The sequence below is a fragment of the Sphingobium sp. SG1 genome (genome assembly GCF_057063145.1).
Genome location: NZ_JBVVOJ010000001.1, coordinates 303,979 through 327,076, shown reverse-complemented (window position 1 = coordinate 327,076; position 23,098 = coordinate 303,979). Strand labels below are relative to the sequence as shown.

Genomic DNA, 23,098 nt, shown 5'->3' with positions numbered 1-23,098 from the left:
ATTTATTAAATCACCTTGCTAAAATCATGCTGGTGCAAGATTGCGTTGTATACGGCAGAACCGGCCGAGTGATACGGCTTGGTAACTGTCCGCTTGGTGCCGCGACGCAGCGACGTCAAAGTCACCGTGTTGCCTGATCTTGCGAACCCATAATATTCGATCCGTTCGTTATTGATCCATATGATTCCCGGCGTATTGACCTGAGGATCAGGGATGGTGAACGGATCGACGTCGATCATTTCTTCCGGCAACGCGGAAGGGTTGACCGTGATGGTGATCTGGGTTGCGGTTTCATCCAGACGCTGTGAGAGCACGCCACCACGACGTTCATGGTCGAGGATGGAAAATTCCCACGCCGCAGGATTGAGGACATTGTCGATGATCCGCTCTGAATTTGCTGCGCGCGTGGCCATCTGCAACAGACGCGGTTCGGTCGCCTTGACGCCATGTGCGCCGGTGAACACGATACGATCGCTCTCTGAATGGGTCGCGTAGAAAACGAATTTGAGCTTGGGCTCAAGCGCGTCATAGCGGATCATGTCATAACCGTAGCGGTCATATGCGTCGATCGCATATTCGACCCAATAGTCGATGCTGGGGATAGCCTTGCGGCCGTTCAACGTCACCCAAACGCTGTTCTGATCAAACGGCATGTCGACAAAATAAGTGCTGTCGGCGTTGCCATTGAACAGTTCGGTTTTGAACTCCATCACATCGCTATGCTGGAATGTGGTGCAGGTCACGATGTCGGTGTCGACCATGGTCGCGATGCTGAGAGTGCCATTCACCACATCATATTCGTCCGCGCTGCTGCGCACGATGATCATGACATCATCGCTGACGAGAGAGGGGTTGTTGGCTGTCGCAACGCCATCGACAATCGTGAGAGCCGACGGCGAAAGCACGCCATCTACCCAAACCTGTGTCGAGGTGGGTGACGCTGGTATATCTTCGCAGGCGATCGAGCGCTGCGTGCTCGTCAGCTTGCCGTAATAGATGCGTGGCGGCATCAGGCGAATGCCGTTGCGCTCGACGATCGTCCGCGCAACAGCAATCGGACTGGTGTCGGCAATGACCCAAGTCTTCCCCGCATTATACGCCAGTTCGGCATAATGAGGGCCAACGCGCTCGCCGTCGCTATCAATCGCGGTAAGGATCAGATTGGTCCCGGCCGAGGGCGTAGCATTGAGGCTGACGCTGGAGGAGGTCTGCGCCGAGACGCTGTTGTCGGCAATCACGCCATCGCGCTCTACGAGGATTTTAGCCCCGCCGATGCCCGGCATAGCAAACGTCGCCGATGTGCCGTCAGCGACAAACGAGCGCTGTGCAATGATCGCACCGGTGGCGGCATGCCCAAACATGTGCAGCGAAACGCTGGACGCGCGGGATGCATCGGCTTTGACCAGTTGGATCGTGACTGTGTGGGCCACCTGATCGATCACATAATCGACATCCATGCGCGCGCGCAGGCCATCACGGAACACTGCAACACTGTCGCGGCTGCTCGGCAGGAAATCGAAATCGATCGTCGTGGTGGCCGCAGTCACCGTGCTGACATCGAGCGCCAGAACCAACTGCTTGGGTGCGCCTTCGGTCCAGATTTCCTCAATCTGCACGATCAGGTCGTCGCGCGAGCGGAAAATAGCGAGTTCTTCGGGTCGACCAGCCGCAAGGTAGGGATCATGGAAATTGAACCCATATTTGCGATCACCGATTGCGTTGATCGCGACGTCGGCGTTTTCGCGGCGGGTGCCCACAATGCGGACATCCTGCTCCACGGCTACGCCGTCGACGACACGGCGACCATCGATTACAGTGCCCTTGAAACCGAGGTTCATCAGGACCTCAAGGTTCTTTTCCTTCATCGAACCTTGGGGCGCGTAATAGTCCTCGATATACTGGGCTGCACCGGAACTGGGTGCATCGCTCGACACCGACATAGGGATGATAACCTCTTCGTCCACAGGGGCCTCAGGGGTTTCCTCCTCTTCAATGACCGTCGGCCAGATGCGATCGAAATAGAGTTCGATGTCGAGGTTACGGACATTGTCGCTGGTCGGATCGGCGAACCACTCCGCCCACGGACCGGTTGCGAGGATTTCGCGATCGGCAGGATCGTTGATGTCGAGGGGGCGATATCCACCAAGCTTCGGATCGAAATAACGCGGCTTGTCAAAGTCGACCGCGACACCGTGAACCTCATCAATGTCTGTGGTGAGACCCCGAATGAACTCGCGGGTTTTGACACGATACGGCTTCACCTCGTCGAGATAGCTGATCAGCGTCTCGGTGGTATCGGGAGTTGCCAGCGGCAGCGCGCGCAGCGGTTCATTATAGCCCACCACGGACAGGAACGAGGTTTTGAACGCCCAATCCACCTGATCCTGCTGGCTGTGGATGAAATGCAGCATCGAGAAGAACAGTTCATTCACTTCAAGATCGGTGATCAGTCCGGTGTCCCAAAGGAGATCGAACAATATGCGCAATTCGAATGACCCATCGCGGGTTGCGACCTTCGACATGTCGAACGCGTAATCACCATCAGCCCAACCATAAACCGAGCGGTTGTAGTCGTAGAAATTGGTGCTCAACTGGATCGTGCCATTTTCGCGCGCCACCACGCTCCAATAGCCGCCTGCGCTGCTATCGTTGACGTCATTGGGAGTGAATGCCGTCCACACCCATGCACCGTTGCCGTCGTCATCTACGCGGACAAATGTGCTGGCTGGAACCGTGCCCTCACCGGCATTACGATCGGCAATGGTTGCATAGCGCACGACCGGTGCCTTGGTCGACAGATAGCCTTCGGCATACCAATCGACTGCTTCGACAAAGTCGCTGGTGCGATAGGTCTGGGCATTCACGAGAGTGAACCCGGCGTCATAACCTTCGGTGGCTGCTTCCTGATAGCGCCAGACCGTCCAGAAATCGTTCGTCGACGCATCATAGACCATCACGCGGTCATCGTTGACGAGATCAGGCAGGGCATCACGGGCCGCGATGCTGTCCACGATGTAGTCATATTTCTTGGCCGGAACCAGATACTGGTTGAGGTTACTCTCAAGGTTGGCGAACGTCTCATTATCCGGCATGGATGACAAGTCGACCTGCCAGACGCTCCACTGCGGGCGGCTTTCTGACAGAGAGTTGAGCAGCACGCGCGGGCCGACGTTGAAATCGGCATCCCACGGGCGCAATTCCCATCCGGCCTTGTCCCACGGAGCAGGCTGGATGAACTTTCCATAGACCTTGCTGGTCAGGAATGCATCACGATCATCACTGCTGTAGACGACATGGTCATATTCCGACGAGGGGGGCAGGGTTTCTACCCAACGGCGCTTATCAGGCTGAACCCAACTGAGCGCATTGACCGCTGTGGTTTCCTGCATCAGGCTGTTGATGGCGAGCTGCTGGTTTTCGCTAAGATTCTTCCGGGCAAGGATGTAGTTCAGCATCTCGATGAACGACCGGCGGCCGTCCATGATGCCACGACGGATATCGCCATCACGACGATCAAACATATTCTGCCGGGGGCGAAGCAGAGCGCCGACGGCGGTTGCCTGATGCAACGCCGGATCGGGCAGCGCCTGAAGATTGTCGTCGAAGCCGACAAGGCTATCGCGCAGCTTGTTCCAAATCTGCAAAGGCGGGAGCGATGTTTCATCCTCGGGGCGAACAAGCGCCCATTCGGTATGCACCGGCCCATCATAGCTGATGGTCTTGAGTTCCATCTGAAGAACGGTGTTGTCGTTTTCCAGATAAGCATCGAGGCCGCCGACGATCAGACCCGTCGCGCTGATCGGCGAGAGCCACGGAATGTCGGACGCAGTGACGCTACCGATCAGATCAGCACAAGCCTTGGCCGAAAGATTGCGGTCCTCCATGATCGGCACAATCGTGCGATTGCCTACCCAGAAATAGTATACGGGGCGCGTGGTGTTGCGGGCACTATCGAATTCGGCGACCGTCACATATGGAGCATCAACGCCGCCATATACGAAGCCCGAATAGGCACCTGTGGTGTCATCTTCGGCGATATCCATCCAGTCGGCGGGTGTGTATTCGCTGCGCACCCACTCATAGATGTTGACGCGCGAACCGGGTGCGATGCGCCCCCAGTTGTTGATACGGTAGTCCAGTTCCGCCAATACGCGCGCGGAGGTCGGTGACCCTGCGAGATCATCGGTATAGGCTTCGAGGAAACGAACAGCCGACAAATCCCACCACAGGCGACCAACTTCGCTCAATCCCCAATGCTGGTTGCTATGCTCCGTCCCGTAAACGGCAGGGTCATATTCCAGCTTGAAGTCGATCTCGCGATCGGCCGCACCAGCAATCATGCCTACGGCGGGATCGATGATGTTGATTTTGTCGAGGACCAGAGGCTGGGGGCGGATATCACCCGATGCAATTTTGGTGTTGAGGTTATACAGCAGTGCCGACGCTACGCGATCCGTTGCCACCCGAACGCCCTGCTGGCGAACGGTGACCCACGCATTGTCCACGAAGCGCTGGACCGCCCATTTGCCGCTCTGAAGGTTGTCCATATAGCTCAGATCGCCATTGGACCAGAAAAGGCTTGCACTCTCATCGCTGCGCTCAATCGTGGTGGCGAAGCGCACGCTACGCAGAATGAACACCTTGGGACCAAGAGCGTCTTCGAGATATTCAAAACCATCGACCAGATCGGCGTCGATCTCGAACCACATGCCATCGGGATCGACAGCCGTGATTGCGTGAACCCCGGTGATGGACGGGTTGGACAAGGTTTCGCCAGCGACGTAGACATAGCGCCCGACATCCCCGGCGGCGAGGAGGGTCTTGTTCGCCATTGTGATCCGCGCACCGACCACGTCCAAATTGGTTTCCGGCGTCTCGATCAGGACGATGCCGTTATCGTCGTCGGATACGAACAGGCTGGTAACCTTGAAGACGTCCCAGTCGCCCGCGCCAGTGTTATAGAGCCAGACCGTGTTTGACGGCGACAGGATAGTGCCCGCCGCAATAGTCGCACCAAGCGCCTCGTAATCGAATGCCGCGATGGTGGTCTCATTGCGCCGCACATAACCGGCGGTGGGTAGTGCCTCGCTCGATATGGCGTAGCTGGTTTCAAATGCTAGCGTGTCGGGTGTTTTGCTCGTCGGATAGTCTACCCAACGGCCGTCATCCGATGCAAACTGGACCCAGTCCTGCCGCGTCTTGTTCGCGGCCGAAGGACGGATGCCGACATATTGCGGCTGGTTCCGGATTTCGCTTTTATCGAGGGTGAACTCCCAACGTTCGCGCGCGTCGCGAGCGCCGTAATTACCAAGGCGGATGGCCCATTCCTCAAGGAAGCGCAGATCGCGATTACGGCCGATCACATCGGAACGCAGGAGCTTATCAAAAGCGCCGACGCTGCCCTTGTTCTGGATCATGCCTTGGTAAAATTCGAACTGCTGGGTCTCCGACATTCCAAGATCGGACAGATAGTCGCGCGACTGATAGCCGATCACATGGCGCGCATGATCACGCAGAACCGGGTTCGACGCGTTCTCGATATCGAACATGTAGCGAATATCATCCGCCGCCTTGTCAAACGATGGACGGATTTCGCCGTTGATGATGATATAGCCCTGCGCTTCAAACCGACCGGCCCACGATGCTGCACGCTGCGCGCTGATCTTCAGACGCGGTTGACGCAGGTTGTAAAGCGGCTCGTAGATGATGTTGTCGAAGATGGTCTTGTTCGAGAAAATGAGCGCATGCTCGACTTCGGCGACGCACACGCGCGCGCCATAGATATCATGATCCTCGGCAGTGATTTCGATCAGACCATCCTTGCGGTCGACAACGCTTTCCTTGCGCGGGATCGGGAAACCGGTTCGGTTGATAATGCCGTAGGAGCCGTTGACCTCCTGCTCTACGTTCAAGATCATGCCGAACTCAGTCTCATACGAAACCTTGTTCGCGGCCGGTGACATGGTCAGGAAATTACCCGGTTCCCATGCGATCTGTGCCCATTGCACGAAGGTATCGACTGCGGTGCTCCAGTCGATCGGCAGCAGGGTTTCAGGATCGACCGCGCTGAACTTCCAACCACGGCTTTCCTGATAAGCGCCATGACCCATGAGGAAATTGATGACGTCCTGCTGGGTGTCCAGCACCGTGCCATACGGGATGATCTCCTCATGGTCGGCATAGCGCGAGTAGCGGAACAGGCCGGTAAGGTCGGATGGGCGAACAAGCGTGTTGATGGCCCAATAACCAGCCTCGAATTCTGCCGCACTGGTGTGACCCTTGGTGCAGACATATGCCGCATCACCATAGAAAATGGTCACGCCATTTGCGTAATAGGTGTTGGCGCGCCACGGATTGAGAGGACGCTCATCAGCCGCACGGTTGAGCTTGATCTTTGGACCAAACTCCTCAATGGCCTTGATGGTGAACGACGGGTTGGTCGGATCATAACCGATGACACGATAGCCATTACCAGTCCATTCAATGAGGACGCCGCTGTAGAAATCCTCCCGCACGGAAGGCGACTGGTGAAGCACGATCCGAATGTCTTCCTGAGGGATCAATCCGCCATTTTCGGAGGAGACCCGCATGTTTTCGCTGGTCGTGAAACCGGCGACTTTATGCGCAAGGCGAACGCCCGTGCGGCGCAGGGCATCACCAAGGATGGATGGGTTCTGCGCGCGCGACACCATGTAATCGGAAATCCACTGCTGCAAACCGGAGCGCTCGATCAGCACCCCATTGATGCGCTCACCATGCACAACAGTTTCACCAATGCGGGGGCGACGTCCGGTCGCAATCAGAAGGCTCTGGCCATTCGGACCGATCTTTGTGTTCTGCGTATCCCAGCAACGTTCGGTAAACAGGGCAGGCTTGAGCAGATAGCACGCCATCGCGGCTGCAAACCCATAGGCGGAGCTATTGGTCCATTCGCGCTCGACGGGACTGAAATCGCCAAATTTCCACTCGGCTGATGCATCACGGAAACCGGGCCGAGTGGGGACAATTTTGGCAGCAATCGGATCGAGCAGGTCGCCAGTATCGTCCACGGGCAGGAAGCCAGTGGTCGTGACTTTGCCGGTGCTGTCCTTTCGGAGGAGCAGACCCGGCCGGGCATGCCGCGAAGAGATACCTGCGCGCGCCCCGGCGGCGATGCGTCCGGCTTCAATGTCTTCCCACATCTGGAGGTTACCGGACGTGTAGGGTGCCGGGCCATAGTGCGAAACCCACCACGAAGGCTGTGACGCAAAGCCCAGCATTTCCCAAGGAGCAACATGAGGGCGATCGGTGCCAAGAACATGGCGATAGATGCCGCGCCAGTTACCCGCAAACGGCCGACCATTGCCGTCTTCGATGCTGCTGTAGTTCCAAGTGAATGGGTCGCTCGTGGAATAGAGGGGGTTGGCGCGATAGTCGCGCGAGCCTGTCTGGCACCAGCGCTCGAACAGCGGCCCCATGATTGCACCAAGATCATCAGCACTGAAGCCATCATCGGTGGCGAAAAAGCCATCGACGATCGCATCGAGCGAAAACGCCGGGACCGCATCACCCTTGAAACCGGCTGGCAGGCTTTCATAGATCATGTTCTCAAGGCTGAGCAGCATAGCGTCGCGCGTGTCGCCGAAGGCGGGTGTGATGCTACCGTCGTGGCCGCGAATGAAACTCCCATCACCGATGCTGTCATCGATGAACATTTCGGGCTTGGTTGCCGCGAAAATACCCATGGCAGCAGGCGTCGCAGGGATGAAATACTGGCCTCCAGCCAGCGATGACTGGGCAAAGGCGAATTCGCTCGTTTTCGTCGCCGAGAGGCTGGCCAGCACCATCTGAGGCCACAGGGTGGCATCGGAATGGGCATTGATGCTGCCGCTTGCAAACAGGTCGGTGAAGCGTTGGAGATATTTCCGCTTGAACGACGTGTATTCGCGCTCGACATAACGGATCGCGGTCAGCAGCGAGAAATTGGGATCACTGGCGAGCAGCATCGGGCGCAGAAGGCTTGCTTCGTGCTGGACGATATTTGACCCAATCCCCAGATCACGCGCAGTGTCGCGCCAGTTGTTTATGGCGTAGGCTGCACCATCGAAATCATCCTGCCCGGACAGGATCGACATGAAGTGATTGAACCACTGGTTCCGGGAAATGAAGGCGGGTTCTTCATTGTCGGGATTGGCCTGAAGGTTGAAGGGAACGGGAACGCCATCCTCGACGATCTGACCAATGCCCGCATTGTTGAAATGCCACGCGTTTTCCAACTGGTTGGTTCCATCCGCACCAACGATCGCATAGAAACGGGCATCATCGATCGTCCCTGCATGATCACTGTAGACGCGCGTCTGGAAGTCATTTTCGAAAATGATCTGCCCATATTCGTTGTGCTTGAGTGGCTGACCAATATAGGTGTCCTCGCTACCAGTGCCGACCGCATAGCCGAAGATGCGGCTGCCGGAAAAATCTGAGCCGGGGTATTTGGACGTGTCATCGAAGCTGACACCATCGCCGTCGAAAACCGCGAACAGCGGCGCTGACGAGTAGGCCTGAGCAACACGCCAGATTTCACCATCATACCAATATTCGCTGTCAGTGACGCGCGAGCGAACGACTGCACCACTGGCCACACCAGATTCAAGCAGGAGGCCGTAGACTGCAACGTTGCCATCGACCACTTCTTCGATCGTGTAGACCTGATTGTTTACGAACGAAACCGGATCGTTCTTCCACTTTGCAATCGTGAATGTCGATCCGCTGATGTGATCGACCCGTGCCCGGTATGTCTGTCCATCATAGATGATCAGGCTGTTTTGGGCGTAATGGGTCTTGGGCGTCCAGTCATTCACCATCTGGCGTGCGAGCAGGCGATCACCCGGCACCAGCGTGTGGCCATCGTCGACCGAAACGCTGCCGATCGGGAGGCCGTTGATATCGGCAACCGTGATCTTCGATGCCGGGAGGTCCTCGGTCGCTGCACGGGTTGCCTCTGCGCTCATCACGCAGTCGATGTCAGCGACGCGATAGGTGCCGTAATTGTGCAGAAGAATGTTGTTGCAGAACTCGATGATCGGTCTGGTTGCCTGAAATTCCGGCTGGATCGCGCTGTTGGCCGCGATAGCGCTGCGATGAATCCAGCGATTGCGCCGCGACCAGATGTTGCGATCACGCGAACGGCGATCGATCACGACATAGGGGCGATCGCCCGCATAGTCCTCGATATCTTCGACCAGTTCGATGCTCTGGCCAATACCTTCCGCAAAGAAAATGGTGGAACTGTCGCGCACAGCATCAACGATATTCAGGCGCATACCGCTTGTGAGCATGACTGACGTATCATTGGGCAATGGGGCATGGGTCATACCACTGAGAGTATTCACGAGATCGGCGTAGCGCATGATGCGAACCGACGCGTTGTTGGCCGGGGGCGTGTTCATGACGACCTGCGACCCAACGACGGTGAATGCATTGGTCCGGATGTTGTTGATCCAGACGGCAACCAAGTCGGGTTGCCCGGCATAAGCTGGAACGGCGGCAGGCATGGTGAAGACCATGTTGGAGCCATTACCCTTGTGGGTTACGACAGGGGATGCGGCACGCATGGCATCATGTGCATCATCGACCCAGTAATAATATTGGAAGTTGAGCAATTTATCGAGATCGATCGGGGGTGCCCATCCGTAGGTTCCCGATGCAATCATCTTGTCGATCTGGCCAACCGGCGCACCGGCAGCGCGCATCTGATTGACAAAATCCTCGAAGAACAGAACGCGCTCAGGTGCTCCATCAGCATCGGTGCTGACCATGGCGGCTTCCAACTGGCGGTTCGCGCGCGCGGTGGTGGGTTCGGTCTTGTAGAAGTCTTTGCTGGCGTCGAAATAGGACGGCTTGCGCCCGATAAAACCGCTAATTGCGTCAGCCTTGCCCGGCTGGAAGACTTGATCGACCGTTACGTTGAAAAACCGATCAAGTGCTTCCGTCCGATAGACAGAGTTGAGGAGGGAGATGTTACGACGCTTGCTCATTGAAACCCGATAATCAGTGTATCTGCTATTTAGGTTTCGCTTAAAGGTCTCCCTTTATGATAAGCAATTTTCTCGTTATCTCATCCTCAGATTGGAAGGCGTGTTCGCACCGATGATCTGAATGTCGGCAACCTGCGCCGTTGAGATGAACAATTCGTCGGAACGGCACTGAATTTCATGCAGATTACCAAAACTGGCATCTTCGAACATCGGGACGATTTCACATGACGCGATCGAACCCACCAGACGATTATGGATCAGTGCATTGAGTTCCGAATAATAGAAACGTGAACCGAAATCCCATGCGTCCAGAGCAAAATAGTCGTTGATTGCCTGCACCACCCGGCTCTTGATTTCTCCATCACTGAGCGTGGAGTTGGGTAGGCGAACCAGTTTGAACTGCGCGCGCAGTGTGGCATCAGCGCCGGGACCAAACAGCAGCTTATAACGCACCGGCCGCCAGACCATCGTGTCGCTCTGCATTTTCGACTTGTCATATTCGACGAAGGTCAGGCGCAAATCGAGTTCCGAAGGCGGCGTGGGAAGATCGGCGGCGATCGCGCCATTGGCGACCCACTGACGAATGGCATAGTCATATTCCTCGGTGAGGACGAACATATCCATGACGTTGGTCGGGCTGGGGTCAATGCGATGATCGCTGGGAGCATAATGCTTCCACTGGAAATTCAGACGGGCGGCGCGACGTTCGTCGGCGCTCGTCGTGACCTTGCTCGCTCCATTGACCCAGAACTGACACATGTTCGAGCCACGACCGGTCGCCGCTTTGAAGCGCTGCGTTTCGCGCTGCCAGTCTGAGCCATTCCACAGCCAGAACGTGCGATCCTCGGCCGGATCAGAGGCCTCGATCTGATAGGCAATGATGTCACCATCGACCGCCGACTTTGCGCCGTTATCCGCGAGGCGTTCAGCTTCATGCTGATAGACGCGCACGCCATTATAGGGGCTGAAGCCTGTCAGGTTGTCGCTACTGGCCTCCCTGCGCCAGAACAGCGTGTTGAGGCGGGGAAGGGTGGAGATTACCTTGAGGAAAGCATCAGGCACATCAGCCTGTCCATCCTCGTCGCTATCCGCGAGCCCAGCCTGAATACGTGCCGCTTCGGCATAGCCATCGCCATACTGGATGAGCTTCTGAAGATAGAGGTCGTAGTCGACACCAAGAGGGGCGCTATCATCAAGGCGACCGTTGATGCGGATGATGCGGATGAGATCATTCTGTCGAGCGCCGGTCTCCGGGTCGATCGCCCGGCTGCCGGGATGGAACCACTTGACAGAGCGCTCGCTCTCGAACACGAGCCGCTGCCCGCGAGCAGAAATCCGCCAATATCCCGAACCGGAATATTCCACACTTGCGAGTTTTATTTCAGGCAGATAGTTGATGGCATTCATGTCGGTTGCGAGGGTTTCGGCATCCCTGACCCGCCAAGTGCCGGTCTCGGGGTTGAACCACAAACTGAACGACAGACGCTCTTCGAGACGTGTTTTTGCTTCTTCGGTCGCGCTGCTGTCCAAAGCCGACATGTAGACGGGAACGATCTTCACGATAGTCGCGCCATCGGGGATCGCCTGATTGATGCTGACCGATCCATAGCGCTGGCCGGTGACCGGAGCGCTTGTTGCAGTGTTTGTGATCGAACCGATGGTGGCCCATTCCTGAACCGTGACGCCTTCGGCCATATAGGAAAACAGCAAGGTGGCACCGACGGTGAAATAGGAATTGGCGATCGAGAAATATCCCGTGCTGCTGGCCGTCGCACTCGTCACATTGTGCCATGTGCAACCAACCGGAACCTCGGGGTTACCATCAGCTATGGCCCGATTGGTCAGGACGTCATTTGCATATCCGCGCACTTCATCGCTTTCGATGAGCGGCTGGATGTGCAGCAGAAGCATTTCCTCCGGCGTGCGATTGAACTGAAGCGGAACCTCAGTGTAGCGATTGAATGGCTCCTGATAGATGATCCCGTCATCAGCGAATACATTGGTGTGCTGATAGGTCCCGGTTGGATCGTTCAGATCGATGAAACGCGAGTGGCCCGAATAGATACGGCTCACGGCCTTGAGCTTGCGGATCAGGTTCGAGGTGAGAGGGTAGACGTTATAGTCTTCGCCCGTGACCATGCGGTTCTGCGTGCCGAATACGCTGGCGGCGCGGCGCTTGATCTGCGCTTCCGTTTCTGCACGCGCTGCGTTCGACACCGGTTCCTGAAGTGACAGAGTGAGTGTCAGGTTGCGCTTGAGACCACGGCGATTGTAATAGGCCAGCGTGACGGTCACGCGGCTCATATCACTGGGACGAATTTGATATTGCTCGCCATTGGCGGCGCGATGCGTGACGCGGATGTTGCCGACGGGCGCGGTTCCGAAGATACCATCGGCAAAGCGGATGGAAACGCGGTCGTTATCGCGGGTGACCACACTGAAGATATTTCGCTCAGTCGGCGAAAGCGAATTGAACGTGATGTTTTCCGAGAAAATCGCCGGGACCTTGACCCAATCCTCCAGCACCTGACCACTATCATTCACGGTTTGGACCCAGACGTCGCTGTCATTGATGTTCGTGGTTTCAATGTCCAGCAGGCGATTGGCCTGCGGCGTGGAGATGGCAAAATTGCTCTGGGTAGTTCGACCCTGCTTGAACATGAAGAAAAAGCCGGTGCGGCTTGACCCATTACCCGCGCTGTCGTTGCGGTAGAAGAAATGGATCGGGCTTTCTCGATTGGGTGCGCGCTCGAAGAAGGATTCCCCATCGGTGAAATTGCCGTTGCACAGTTCAAACGACGTGCTGGCGGCCGATCCGCCGATCCGGCTGCTGAAGCTGAGATTATTCTCGCCCATCGACGCATTGATGCGATAAAGCTGCGTCGAGACGCCCGATACGGTTCCGCTGTAGAGGCTCGCGCCGAATGGCGAAGTCTGCGGCATCGCGCTGTTCAAGACCGCACAGAAGCGCTCATACCAGTCACCATCATCGGGATTGTCCCACTGAATGGTGGTGCCGCTCAGATTGACGCCATTGGAGTCATAGACATCGTCATCGGTCTGGATGGCGGTCAGCTTAACCAGACCGCGCGCGGATTGGCAACGACGCGGGTTGTAGGAAAGAAACCGAGCCAATCGCAGGATCGACTCTCTCGCCTCCGAGACTTCCATGAAATTTTCACGGGCGTTGATATCGGTCTTGAATGCAAGCGTGCCTGCCAGATAGGACAGGAGATCGATATACGCTACGAACTCCGAACTTTCGATCCAGTCGTTAAAGTCCTCGGGGTAGTTTGCGACGATATAATCGCGCATCGCGCTGGCAATCGACGCCGGATCGGAGGCGTTGAAATTGACCTGTGTGAAGGCCTGATAGAGGACCTCCCATTCCTGACTGGCAAAAAGTTCGCTCTGACGAAGGGACTGCGACATTGGCTCAAATAATCCTTATGAAATCATGCCCTGACGGGCATCAAATTGCGCTTTGAATTCGGAGGTCTCACCAGTGGACTGGTTGGTGATCTGGGTCGAGATGATCACGCCGTGATCCCACGGATAGACCTCTGCGCCAGTGTGGCTGATCCGGCTATCCGCATTGAACACTTCATCCGCAGCTTCGCCGATCAGTTCGATCAGTTCAGGGGTGCGCTGCTCCATGAGATAGTCCCAGATCGCACAGCCATATGTGGCGCGACCAATCCGATCGCCCTTACGGGTGTTGAAGTGATTGAGCAGGTCACGCTTGATCAAATCCGCATCATAAAGCTTCCACTGGCGACGGCGCGCAGCTTCGGTTGATGCGGTGCTGAACCCAACATATTTAAAGAATTTCTTCATGACACCTATTTAGTGCGTCATAAAGTCTGTCGTTAAAAACTATCCGTTTGCCTTGATGCTGCCATCAATCGTGGTGTAATAGCGATCGAGCTTGGTCAGATGATGCGAGTAGGACGGGTCGTTTCTACGCCAAGCAATATATCCCGTGCTGGTCGTATATTCGATCTCTCGATAGCTCTTGTTCGATCTGACCGCCGCATAGGACTCCCGGTAGCTTTGGCGCATTTCCTGATCCATGAACTGGATTTGTGCTCGAATATTGGCGTCGTCGCGCTTCATCGCACCAGATGATTCCATCGCGCCCTTACTATATAGGAACTGGTTGAGCTTGGTTCCTCGCGATCCCTGCCACGAAATCATCCCGGAATTGCGGGCGCGGTTTGCCGGATCGGTGTGCGACCCGAATATCAGGTTCCGGTTGTAGTCGTTCTCGCGGCCGATCTGTGCAATCATCACCTTCGCACCGGTGTCGCTCCAGCCAAGACGGCGCATTTCGGCATACATGACGTTCCACAGACGCTTTTTCTCGGCGGTGGTGGGAAAGTCGCCCGGAGCCATTGGCTCGCCGCCGCCATTACCCATTCCGCCGCTACGCGGTTCATGATGGGGCATGGAGCCGACGCTGGATGAACCGGTAAGAGTCCCGCCGGGGCCGTCAGGCAGATCACCGCGCGTCGGGGCCAATGGGGTGGGCGCGATAGGCGCATCGACGCCGTCCTGAATCATCGCGCCCTGACGGATGCTGTTGCCGCCTGCGCTAAGGCCCATCACGCCACCAGACGAGAGCAGGAGTTCGCCCCCGGCGCGCATACTGGCATTGCCGTTCGCGCCAGTAATCAGGTCGCCGCCCGCCGAAATATGCACATCGCCCGGCGACCCCATGGCAATCCGACCGGTCGCCATGATGTTGAGATTGCCGCCCGCATCGATGTTGATGTCACCGTCGGAATGGATGTTGTAGCCGCTGGTAGAGCGCAGATCGACGGAGGCTTCCGAATAGAGGTTTACACCATTGTCGCTGATTTCAATGTAGGACTTGCCGTTCCGCGAGACCATGTAGATGAAACCGTCGGTCTCGTGGATCGTGATGCCGACACCGCTGCGCGTGCGAAAACGAATGAACTCGTTGTCCCGCTCGCCCGCGACACTGTCATCGCCCTCGCCATCATCGATATGAATGGTGTTTCCACGAGGCGTGGAGAAACCGAACACATGAGACGGGGACTCACGGCGCGCTGATGTTGTGGCGAGGCCGCGCCGCGTATCCGAGATCAACCCCTGTGTCGTCAGGCCATCATTGAGTGGGGAGAAAATCGGGCGTGAAGGATTGGCATAGTCGGTCTGCTCGATCAGCTTGTTATATTCGGCCACTGGAGCCGACCCGCCCGGCTCCGCACCGATCGCCGGAACCATGTGGTTCATGTGCTGCTGAAACAGGCAGGCAAACCAGAAGCCGCGCGAGGTATCACCGTTGGCAAAGCAGCACAGGACTTCATTGCCTACATGGGGCGGCACCATCCACATCCCATAGGATGTCTGCGTGGCCGTCCAGTCGGAGCCTTCCTTATTATCTTCGACAGGGGTCGCGCCTGCAAACGGGCTGGCATAGGACATGGTATACCAGAAACGCTGATCATTTTCAGCGCCGGTGTCGATACCGCCCATAGGACCCAGTTCGGGAATCCACACCCGAAGGCGGCCCATGCGCTGATTGTTGTCCGAAACTTCTTTGACGATGCCCACGAATATTCCGCCAACGGAGTTCGTATTATCGCCACCACCGCTCTTGAAATCGCTTGCTGTTTTACTGAGATCAAACCTACTCATTGTCTGTCGAAGAGTTCCTTGCAACCACGCTGGCCTTAAAGACATTTATGAGCGGAAGGCGGTATGCATCGAGAGTTTGAGAAAATTGCCCACCGCTGAATTCGTGATTGACCTTCGTGACGGCGTAGATCGCCGTTACTGACTCATTCTGGCGAATGATCGGATTGCCATTGGCGTCGATCCCAGTGGGGTAGGCGAAATTCAGCAGGAAGACGTTGTCGCCCAGCGTATAATCGGCCGTGTAGGTTTTCTTGTCCTTACGGCTGGCGGAAGAAAGGTTGACCACCTGTTCGAGGTTGGCCGGGCCAATCCAATATGGGTCGCCACGAACCTTCATCGTGATGTTGAGGAACTGAGAGGTCATGTCCCCATGAAGCTGGTTGAGGATCGCCCCATACAGTGATTTGCCGCCATGATACTGCCCGCTCATGCCGTTGCTCAGTGCGTTCTTCACTTCATTGGTTGCGTGAACCAGAGACAGCGATAGGTCATTGATTTCCGGCAGGTCATCAGGCGACAGCGATTCTGCAATGACGTCCTGACCCTTGCGCAGGACCGCTGCATCAAATTTCGGCAGTTTTGCGTTAAGCTCGGCTCGAATGGTCGCGATACGATTGCTCAGGAGCGCGACGTTTGCGTCAGCCTCGGCCGTTCTCGTCGCAATCGTGTTTTTATCCTCTTCCGATGCATTAGGGTCGTCGGCAATTTGCTTCTGTTCAGCTAGTGCTGTCGCGCGTTCACTGATTGCTGCTCCATAGGCGGTCACGATATCGCCAGCCAGAAGCGCCATGGTCTCCTTCGACAGAGCCTTCTTATAATGGAGATGCTTTCGAGCGGTTTCGTCGCGCACAATACGGGGAAGCTGTGCGCTCCAGAGAAGGTTATAGCTCAGGTTGAGGTCCAGAATTTCCGTATTCTTGCCGGTGAACAGATAATGATAAGCGCGCCGCATCAGCCCACGTCGCACGAATGCTTCGACCATGGCTTTCTGAACGCTGTCATTCTGCGCCTGCATGATCTGCGTCTGCGACAGAACAGGGCGCTGGGTCACATATCCATAGACATGATAGGTGATCTTCTTGTTGTAGGTATTGAACAGAGGGTCATAGCCAGTGACGCGGACCTCCGGCTCAATACGGAATATGACGCTTTCGCGGAAACCCTTGCCGTTGACCTTGGTGTCGTCGGCATCTGGTGTACCGCCTTTGGTGTCGTCATTGTCGAACGCAATGCGCTGGGCCTCTTCGCAGTTCGACATGATGAGTTGCACGAACTGCGAGATCGTTGTCCCCTGAGGGATATAGGCCCGAGGTTTCCCGTTGACCGGGTTGCGCTCCACTTTATCGCCCGGTGTGTCGATCATCGATTTGCCATGCTGCGGATTGAGCTTGGGATCGTCGGGAGTGAGCTTGAGGCCCTCGATTTTCTCGGTGGTGTATGCGGTTTCACCGAACGCACCGTGAAATTTGATGGCATAGGTCAAGCCGTCTGACAGAACGGTCCGGCGCTGCCATGTGGCGTTGAGTTGCTGCGTGAAATCGTCGCATATTTCCCTGATCGTATTGCCTTCGGCGACGACCATTTCAGGGACGCTGCGCAAATGATCCTCAAGGGCGCTTTCGAAATATGGAATGAGGGTGAGCTTATATTCTCCGCCTGCCGCCGTGAGATTGGTCTCGATGTCGGTGATCTGAACCTGCCAGACCCAACGCCCATCATTATCGAACCCCTCGTCTGCCAAGAGGTTGGTTACGATCGAACCATCGGGCTTGTAGCCCTTGAATGTCAGTTCGAGAAAATACCAGCATTTCTGGTAATTGCGCACGCGGTTCTGCAAGGCTGCGTTCTTGAGAGAGTCAAGAAATGACACGCCGCCAGCCTCGATGATCGTCATGGTCATCGTGGTCATGTTGGTCGTTTCCGACCGGTGGTTGGGGCCAACCAACGACTCCATATTGACGCTCTGGATGTTGTAGCCAGTGACGCCGGTTTCCGCGATCGTGACCTGATTATACTGGTTGAGCAGTTTCAGATATTCCGACACCGTTCCGGGAACCGTGCCCCCGGCCTCGTGAATGGCATCGACATCCGGCGTCATGAACAGTCGGAAATTGTAGTTCGTATTTTCAAACGCGTTGAGGGGGTTGGGGTCGTAATAATCCCCACGGCGAAGAGCCGCGAGCGTCTTTTCGATCTGCTCCGGGTTGATCGTCTGGGCGGAGACATTTTCCACGCTAGTGTCGGCTGCGGGCTTATCGGTTGCCTTTGGTGCTGCGGGAACGGCTGCCTTGCTCGCCGCTGCGCCCTTGCCCTTCAGAACCCCTGCTGCATTCGCCCCCAGCGCGCCGTTCCAAGCGTAAACGCTATCCTTCGACACCGGGCTGCCCACAGGCAATGTTCCGGTTGCGACACCGACATATTTCTCGGTAGCCGACGGCACGCGGACTGTGCTGTTGTTCGTCGACATGTAACCGGCATAGGCCGCATACTCGTCAGCAAACTTGGCGCTGTCGGCTTTGCTTGGCGCGGCAGACTTTGGAGGGGTCTTGGGCGGGTTCATAGACCAAGCGTCTCCTTGAGATGAGCAGCGCTTGGGACCATGATTTCTGTCCCGACCGTGAAGTCCCAGATCATGTCGCGCATCACGCCGATGTTCCGGCTGACAAATATCCACGCGAGGCTCTCGCGGCCGTAAAGATCATAGGCGAGCAGATCGGGGCGCAGAGCATATTTTGGCTCAATCACGTAGGGGGTATCGTCTTCATGGGGTGGAATACCGCGATGGACATATCGACCGATATGCCAGCTTGTCTGGGGCGTGGCGGCATAAGCCGACGATGCGGGGTAGGTAATCTTGCTCATTAGAACCATCCTGAAGAATTTCGCAGCAACTCCCCGGTCCGGAATTCATCCAGACTGAAGTCTTCGCGCTGCGCTTGTGGCGTCTGCTGCACGCCAAGCTCGACGCTGATCGTGAACAGGCTGGGGATTTTCACCGTTTGGCCGGTCTGAAGCGTGAAGCGGATGTGGTCGACGTTGGGGTCGAAGGTATAGCTATGCGATTTGACGACGCAGCGGATGTCCTTGAACATGGCATCGCCATATCCACGGAAGCGCAGCACCGGAGGCGGCAGGCCCGCTTTGTTGGACTTGCTGTCTTTCTCGCCGAAATAGCTCTTCGACACCGTGCGCAGAAAATGGATTGCGGCTGCGCAATATTCGCCCTGCTGCTGATTTTGAGCGGTAAATTCACCCGACACGCTGATGCTGACCGACGGCGTCCGGTTGTAGGCATTGATGTCATAGTTGGTGTGGACCAATGCGATCGGGTCCCAGTTCACCGCCTGCGACACAGTGATGGTTGGCGTATAGGGGAACAGCAGCCCACCCGTGGCATAAAGTGGTGCAAGGATGTTGTTCGCCGGATCGTTCGGACCATAGACCTGCGATGCCGCGCTGGCCGTGATTGCAGACAGGCGGATGCGATCGTCTACTTTCTGTTCAGCAGTCACGACTATCGTGTTTGGGTCGACAACCGTAGCCGGTGCACCGCTTGCGCTCCCTGATACCATTCCGGTTGATGAAGTAGATGAAACGGTAGGCTGCACGGACGACCCATCGCTAAATGCGGAATCGGGCATCGCCTCAACTTTGGCGACTGCTGCACTGATACGAGCCTGTCGGCGCGCTTCGCTTTCAGCATATTCCTGACTGGTCGTAGACAGCGCCTTGCCATAAGCCGGATCATCTACCGGCGTTTTATTCGCCTCCTGTGCCGCCGCCACCATGGCGGCGTTACGCTTCTTTTCTCGATCGACGGTCGCCTGCATAGGCGCAGCAGCCCGCGCTACATCCGCATTAAGCTGCGCCATCATGTCCTTGCTACTTGCCATACTTCACCAATATCGAAACTGCACATCTATTTATTTGTCGATTAAGTGCGCAGTTTTATTTTGCAATCAAAGTGAATGATTTGGTATGTTGAAGTATAATTTATAGTTTTGGTTACGGATGGCTTATCTCACAAAGAAAGAATTACTGACAGAAATTCACCGGTGCAAACTGACATACTGCTATTCGCTGGATAAGAAGGCATATGGAGCGTATGACGCCATCGTCGACGACATCGATCAGATCACGCCAGAGTTGATCGCCGAGATCATCGCCGAAAAGAAAACCCGGATCGGTAAGAAGGACGAATGCACGCGTCTTACTCCTGATAGTCTGATTTTCCGGGTCATGACCCATGACCATGTGCCGCTGGACCCTGAGCGCAAGAAGCGTAGCCGGGCGGCCAACCCTGATCATGCCCAAACGAACTTCCCGCCATTCAAGCACTTCATCATTACCGAAGAAGGTCCCAAGGAGGTGCTTCGGTCGCATTGGAAGGATGGCTTTGAAAACGGCGAGTTCTGCACCGATCATGGCCGCGTTTCGAATAAGCTTGGCGAAATGATCATGCGCCTGATCCGCAATTATGCCCGATCGGGTAGCTTCCGAAATTATACCTACAATGACGAAATGCAGGGCAATGCGCTGGAGCATCTGGTAAAGATCGCGCTGCGCTTCGACGAAGCCAAGTCGGACAACCCCTTTGGTTTCTTCACCAAATCGGTGCATCACTGCTTCGTTCGGGTGTTGAATAACGAAAAGCGCAATCAGGAAATCCGTGATGAGTTGCTGATGATGGCCGGTGCCAAACCGTCCATGACCCGTCAGATTGAACACGAACTTTCCATGCGCCCCGAATTCCAACAGGCTCAAAAGCCTATCGCAGCCAAGCGAGGTCGAAAGACCAAAGTTGAAAAGGCTGCGATGGAAGCCGCAATTAAGGCAGAACGCGAAGAGCCCAAATAATATCGACTTTGTAGTGTAGAGTTTTCTAGCCTTCTTCGACTTGAAGAAGGATATTTTACTTGAGCACTTTTGAAGTATTGGTCCGGGTGATTGATGATGTGATCGATCACCCGGATGCAGACCGACTGTCGATCTGCAAAATTCTGGGCTTCGATGCCATCACGAACAAGCTCGAAGATGGGTCGCACCGTTTTCGCAAGGGCGAGACGATCATCTACGTGCCTGAGAATGCCGTTATCCCCGCAGACGTGCTGAAGGAGCGCGGCTACTGGAATGACGAGAAGGACAAGGGCCTTCTGGGCGGCAAGGCTGGCGATCGCGTGCGCCCCATGAAGCTGCGTGGCGTTTTCAGTCAGGGTCTCGTATGGAAGCTGGAAGCCGATTGCCTGACCACTGACCTCAGCGACGTCGATAACACGTTCCTCTGGGCCTATCGCAACGGCACTGAGCATGAGAAGGCAGTGGTAGTCGGTGACGATGTCGCTGAGTTCTTCGGTATTACCAAGTATGAACCGCCGATCCCGGTCGGTATGGGCGGCGAAGTCCTGTCTGCTGTCGAGTTCGCGTTCGACTATGATATCGAGAACTGGCAAAACTTTCCCGGCTTCCTCGACAATGATGTTGTGGAAGCTGTGGAGAAGGCCCACGGGACCAACTTCCGCGTCGCATACCGACCGGGTGTCCACTATGACGAACTGTTCGGTGATGGTGATGTGGCGATCGCATCCAAGGGACTTGGAGCCAAGGGTCTCGTCTTCAAGAACAACGAGAAGAACGAGGGCAACATCTACGTCAAGACGGCGAAGGAGTTCGATCTCATTGATCGTGTCCGGATGCTGGGTCTGCGGGAAGATGCGTCGATCGACCTGTTCGGCGAAATCTTCGGTCAGGGCGTCCAGCGGTTGGCCTATGGCCTGAAGAAGCCCACGTTCCGCGCGTTCGACATTGCGATCGATGGCAAGTTCCTCAACCGGGAAGAGAAGATTGCGATCTTCGGCGAACTGGGTATCGAGCGACTGCCGGTTCTCTACCACGGTCCGTGGAATGAGGAGGCGCTGATCGCTGTGCGTGATGGCAAGACCACGATCAGCGGCGATCATATCCGTGAGGGCGTGGTGGTGACCGCTGTGGGCGACCAGTCGAAGCGCGTGACGCCCGATGGCAAGCGCAACCTGCGGCCGTTCCTCAAAATGGTGAGCCCGGCCTACAGCCTCAAAGAAGACGGTACGGAAATCCAGTAAGGAGCAATAAAGTGAATTTGAATCTGGGTCAGATGAATTTCCAGCCGCTGGCTGGCAATAAGGGGGTTCGCGTGATCGTCCCCATTACGAGCAAAATGGGCGAGGCACCGTCGGTGATGAGCAGCCTCAGCTTCGTGCTCGAAGTCGATCAGTCGCTCTCATTTAATGAAATGGAGCCGCTGGTCATGGATCAGGGCAGGGCGGTTCTGCTGGCTGCGCTGGACCTGTTTCCGGCCAAAGAGCAGGCAGAACCTGCTGAATAAGGGGTGGGGGCTTCGGCCCCCATTTCTGTTTCTCAAACTGGTGAAGAGCCGGTGGCTAATTACTCCCATGGGTCGAGCGGAAATCGTCTCCTCCCGCCTTAGCAGAAATTGTCTTGGGAGTAATATGGAACATAAGAGAGTTGAAGAACTGCTCCAGTTTGCAAAGTCGCTGACTGGTTCGAATGACATGAATGTGCTGGTCAGGGCCGCTAGGCAGATCGGCGATTGGATGAGCGCAGAAAAGCCATCCACTGACAGCGAGCCGGTTGTCTGGCTTCCGCCCCACGATCTTCTCAGTTTCATGAAGCAGACCAAAATTACTGACCAGCATGGGGTCACTTCAACATTTAAGCCCTATATGTGGCAGCGACATGCCGCTGAGATGATAGACGCTTTTGACGTCGTGCTGATCGCAGGATCGCGCCGAATGGGCGTCACTGATTTGATCAGCCGCACGCTAGCCTACGAGTTGATCAAGCCCAATTCCCGTTCGATGCTGATGTCGCACAAGCAGGCGCACTCACGCGAAACTGCGGCCCGCTCAGCGCAAATTATTAGGGGGCTACCGCCCCAAAGCCCGCAGGTCAAAAATAACGCTCAAAATATCATCGAGGTAGGCTACTCAACATCGTATGCCTCCGCACTTTATTGTCGGAACATGGATGCCATTGGACTGAAAGGGCATTCGTTGACGATGCTGGTCGTCGAGCATGGCGATTTCATGCCATACAGTAAAGTGAATGATTTCCTCAGTTGCGCCATGCCATTAATGGCCGCCTGTCGCAGCAAGTTGATCATCACGGGCAACAATCCATCAGACCCCAAATCGCTGCTTGGCAAACTGTGGCAATCTCCGATGCAGGCCGCTCGCATAACCGTTCCATGGTCAAACATCCTTGCCGATGAAAATCCACACCATACAGGTGGAGTTGACGAAAGCCGAGCGAACATGTCGCCTGATGCATTCAAGCGGGAATATGGCTGTGGAATTGGTCTAACGACCCTAGAAGAGCCGCTCATGAGCCAGAAGCGCTAAATAGGGTTACATCGATTTTCTTCG

Annotated in this window: 11 protein-coding genes; 4 read left to right on the top strand and 7 right to left on the bottom strand. The window is 55.9% G+C overall.

Annotated elements, in window-relative coordinates; all coding sequences use genetic code 11:
- Window positions 1–5 precede the first annotated feature (5 nt).
- The 7 genes from AC0KVN_RS01655 to AC0KVN_RS01625 all read right to left on the bottom strand — a co-directional run bounded on the left by AC0KVN_RS01655 (window position 6) and on the right by AC0KVN_RS01625 (window position 19,552).
- Window positions 6–10,013 (bottom strand): hypothetical protein, encoded by a 10,008-nt coding sequence (locus AC0KVN_RS01655; RefSeq protein ID WP_483655408.1) that lies wholly within the window; start codon window positions 10,011–10,013, stop codon window positions 6–8.
- Window positions 10,014–10,088: 75 nt separating this feature from the next.
- The gene (locus tag AC0KVN_RS01650) at window positions 10,089–13,445 is read right to left on the bottom strand and encodes a hypothetical protein (protein WP_483655407.1); all 3,357 of its coding nucleotides are present in this window, start codon (window positions 13,443–13,445) and stop codon (window positions 10,089–10,091) included.
- Between the two features lie 15 nt (window positions 13,446–13,460).
- Window positions 13,461–13,850, bottom strand: coding sequence for a GPW/gp25 family protein (locus AC0KVN_RS01645; protein WP_483655406.1), 390 nt, complete (start codon window positions 13,848–13,850; stop codon window positions 13,461–13,463).
- 39 nt (window positions 13,851–13,889) lie between these two features.
- Entirely contained in the window at window positions 13,890–15,677 is a 1,788-nt protein-coding gene (locus AC0KVN_RS01640; RefSeq protein WP_483655405.1) for a hypothetical protein, read from the bottom strand.
- A complete protein-coding gene (locus AC0KVN_RS01635; RefSeq protein ID WP_483655404.1) occupies window positions 15,670–18,237 on the bottom strand; it encodes a hypothetical protein in 2,568 nt (855 codons plus the stop codon). Before AC0KVN_RS01635 ends, AC0KVN_RS01640 begins: the two co-directional genes overlap by 8 nt.
- Window positions 18,234–18,539: a hypothetical protein gene (locus AC0KVN_RS01630; RefSeq protein WP_483655403.1), complete on the bottom strand. Its 306-nt coding sequence runs from the start codon at window positions 18,537–18,539 to the stop codon at window positions 18,234–18,236. The genes AC0KVN_RS01635 and AC0KVN_RS01630 overlap by 4 nt, the downstream gene beginning before the upstream one ends.
- A complete protein-coding gene (locus tag AC0KVN_RS01625; protein WP_483655402.1) occupies window positions 18,539–19,552 on the bottom strand; it encodes a hypothetical protein in 1,014 nt (337 codons plus the stop codon). Before AC0KVN_RS01625 ends, AC0KVN_RS01630 begins: the two co-directional genes overlap by 1 nt.
- Before the next feature lie 136 nt (window positions 19,553–19,688).
- Between AC0KVN_RS01625 and AC0KVN_RS01620 the strand changes: the two genes are divergently transcribed.
- From AC0KVN_RS01620 to AC0KVN_RS01605, 4 genes are all read left to right on the top strand, one after another.
- Complete coding sequence (locus AC0KVN_RS01620; protein WP_483655401.1) at window positions 19,689–20,534, top strand: hypothetical protein; 846 nt, start codon at window positions 19,689–19,691, stop codon at window positions 20,532–20,534.
- Between the two features lie 59 nt (window positions 20,535–20,593).
- Window positions 20,594–21,775: an RNA ligase (ATP) gene (locus AC0KVN_RS01615; protein WP_483655400.1), complete on the top strand. Its 1,182-nt coding sequence runs from the start codon at window positions 20,594–20,596 to the stop codon at window positions 21,773–21,775.
- A gap of 11 nt (window positions 21,776–21,786) precedes the next feature.
- On the top strand, window positions 21,787–22,038 hold the full coding sequence (locus AC0KVN_RS01610) for a hypothetical protein (RefSeq protein WP_483655399.1): 252 nt from the start codon (window positions 21,787–21,789) through the stop codon (window positions 22,036–22,038).
- A gap of 124 nt (window positions 22,039–22,162) precedes the next feature.
- Window positions 22,163–23,074: a terminase large subunit gene (locus AC0KVN_RS01605; RefSeq protein ID WP_483655398.1), complete on the top strand. Its 912-nt coding sequence runs from the start codon at window positions 22,163–22,165 to the stop codon at window positions 23,072–23,074.
- Window positions 23,075–23,098: the final 24 nt, after the last annotated feature.

Coding starts and splice junctions, on each gene's coding strand:
- AC0KVN_RS01655 (WP_483655408.1), bottom strand. CDS start 10,013: ATGAGCAAGCGTCGTAACATCTCCCTCCTCAACTCTGTCTATCGGACG.
- AC0KVN_RS01650 (WP_483655407.1), bottom strand. CDS start 13,445: ATGTCGCAGTCCCTTCGTCAGAGCGAACTTTTTGCCAGTCAGGAATGG.
- AC0KVN_RS01645 (WP_483655406.1), bottom strand. CDS start 13,850: ATGAAGAAATTCTTTAAATATGTTGGGTTCAGCACCGCATCAACCGAA.
- AC0KVN_RS01640 (WP_483655405.1), bottom strand. CDS start 15,677: ATGAGTAGGTTTGATCTCAGTAAAACAGCAAGCGATTTCAAGAGCGGT.
- AC0KVN_RS01635 (WP_483655404.1), bottom strand. CDS start 18,237: ATGAACCCGCCCAAGACCCCTCCAAAGTCTGCCGCGCCAAGCAAAGCC.
- AC0KVN_RS01630 (WP_483655403.1), bottom strand. CDS start 18,539: ATGAGCAAGATTACCTACCCCGCATCGTCGGCTTATGCCGCCACGCCC.
- AC0KVN_RS01625 (WP_483655402.1), bottom strand. CDS start 19,552: ATGATGGCGCAGCTTAATGCGGATGTAGCGCGGGCTGCTGCGCCTATG.
- AC0KVN_RS01620 (WP_483655401.1), top strand. CDS start 19,689: ATGGCTTATCTCACAAAGAAAGAATTACTGACAGAAATTCACCGGTGC.
- AC0KVN_RS01605 (WP_483655398.1), top strand. CDS start 22,163: ATGGAACATAAGAGAGTTGAAGAACTGCTCCAGTTTGCAAAGTCGCTG.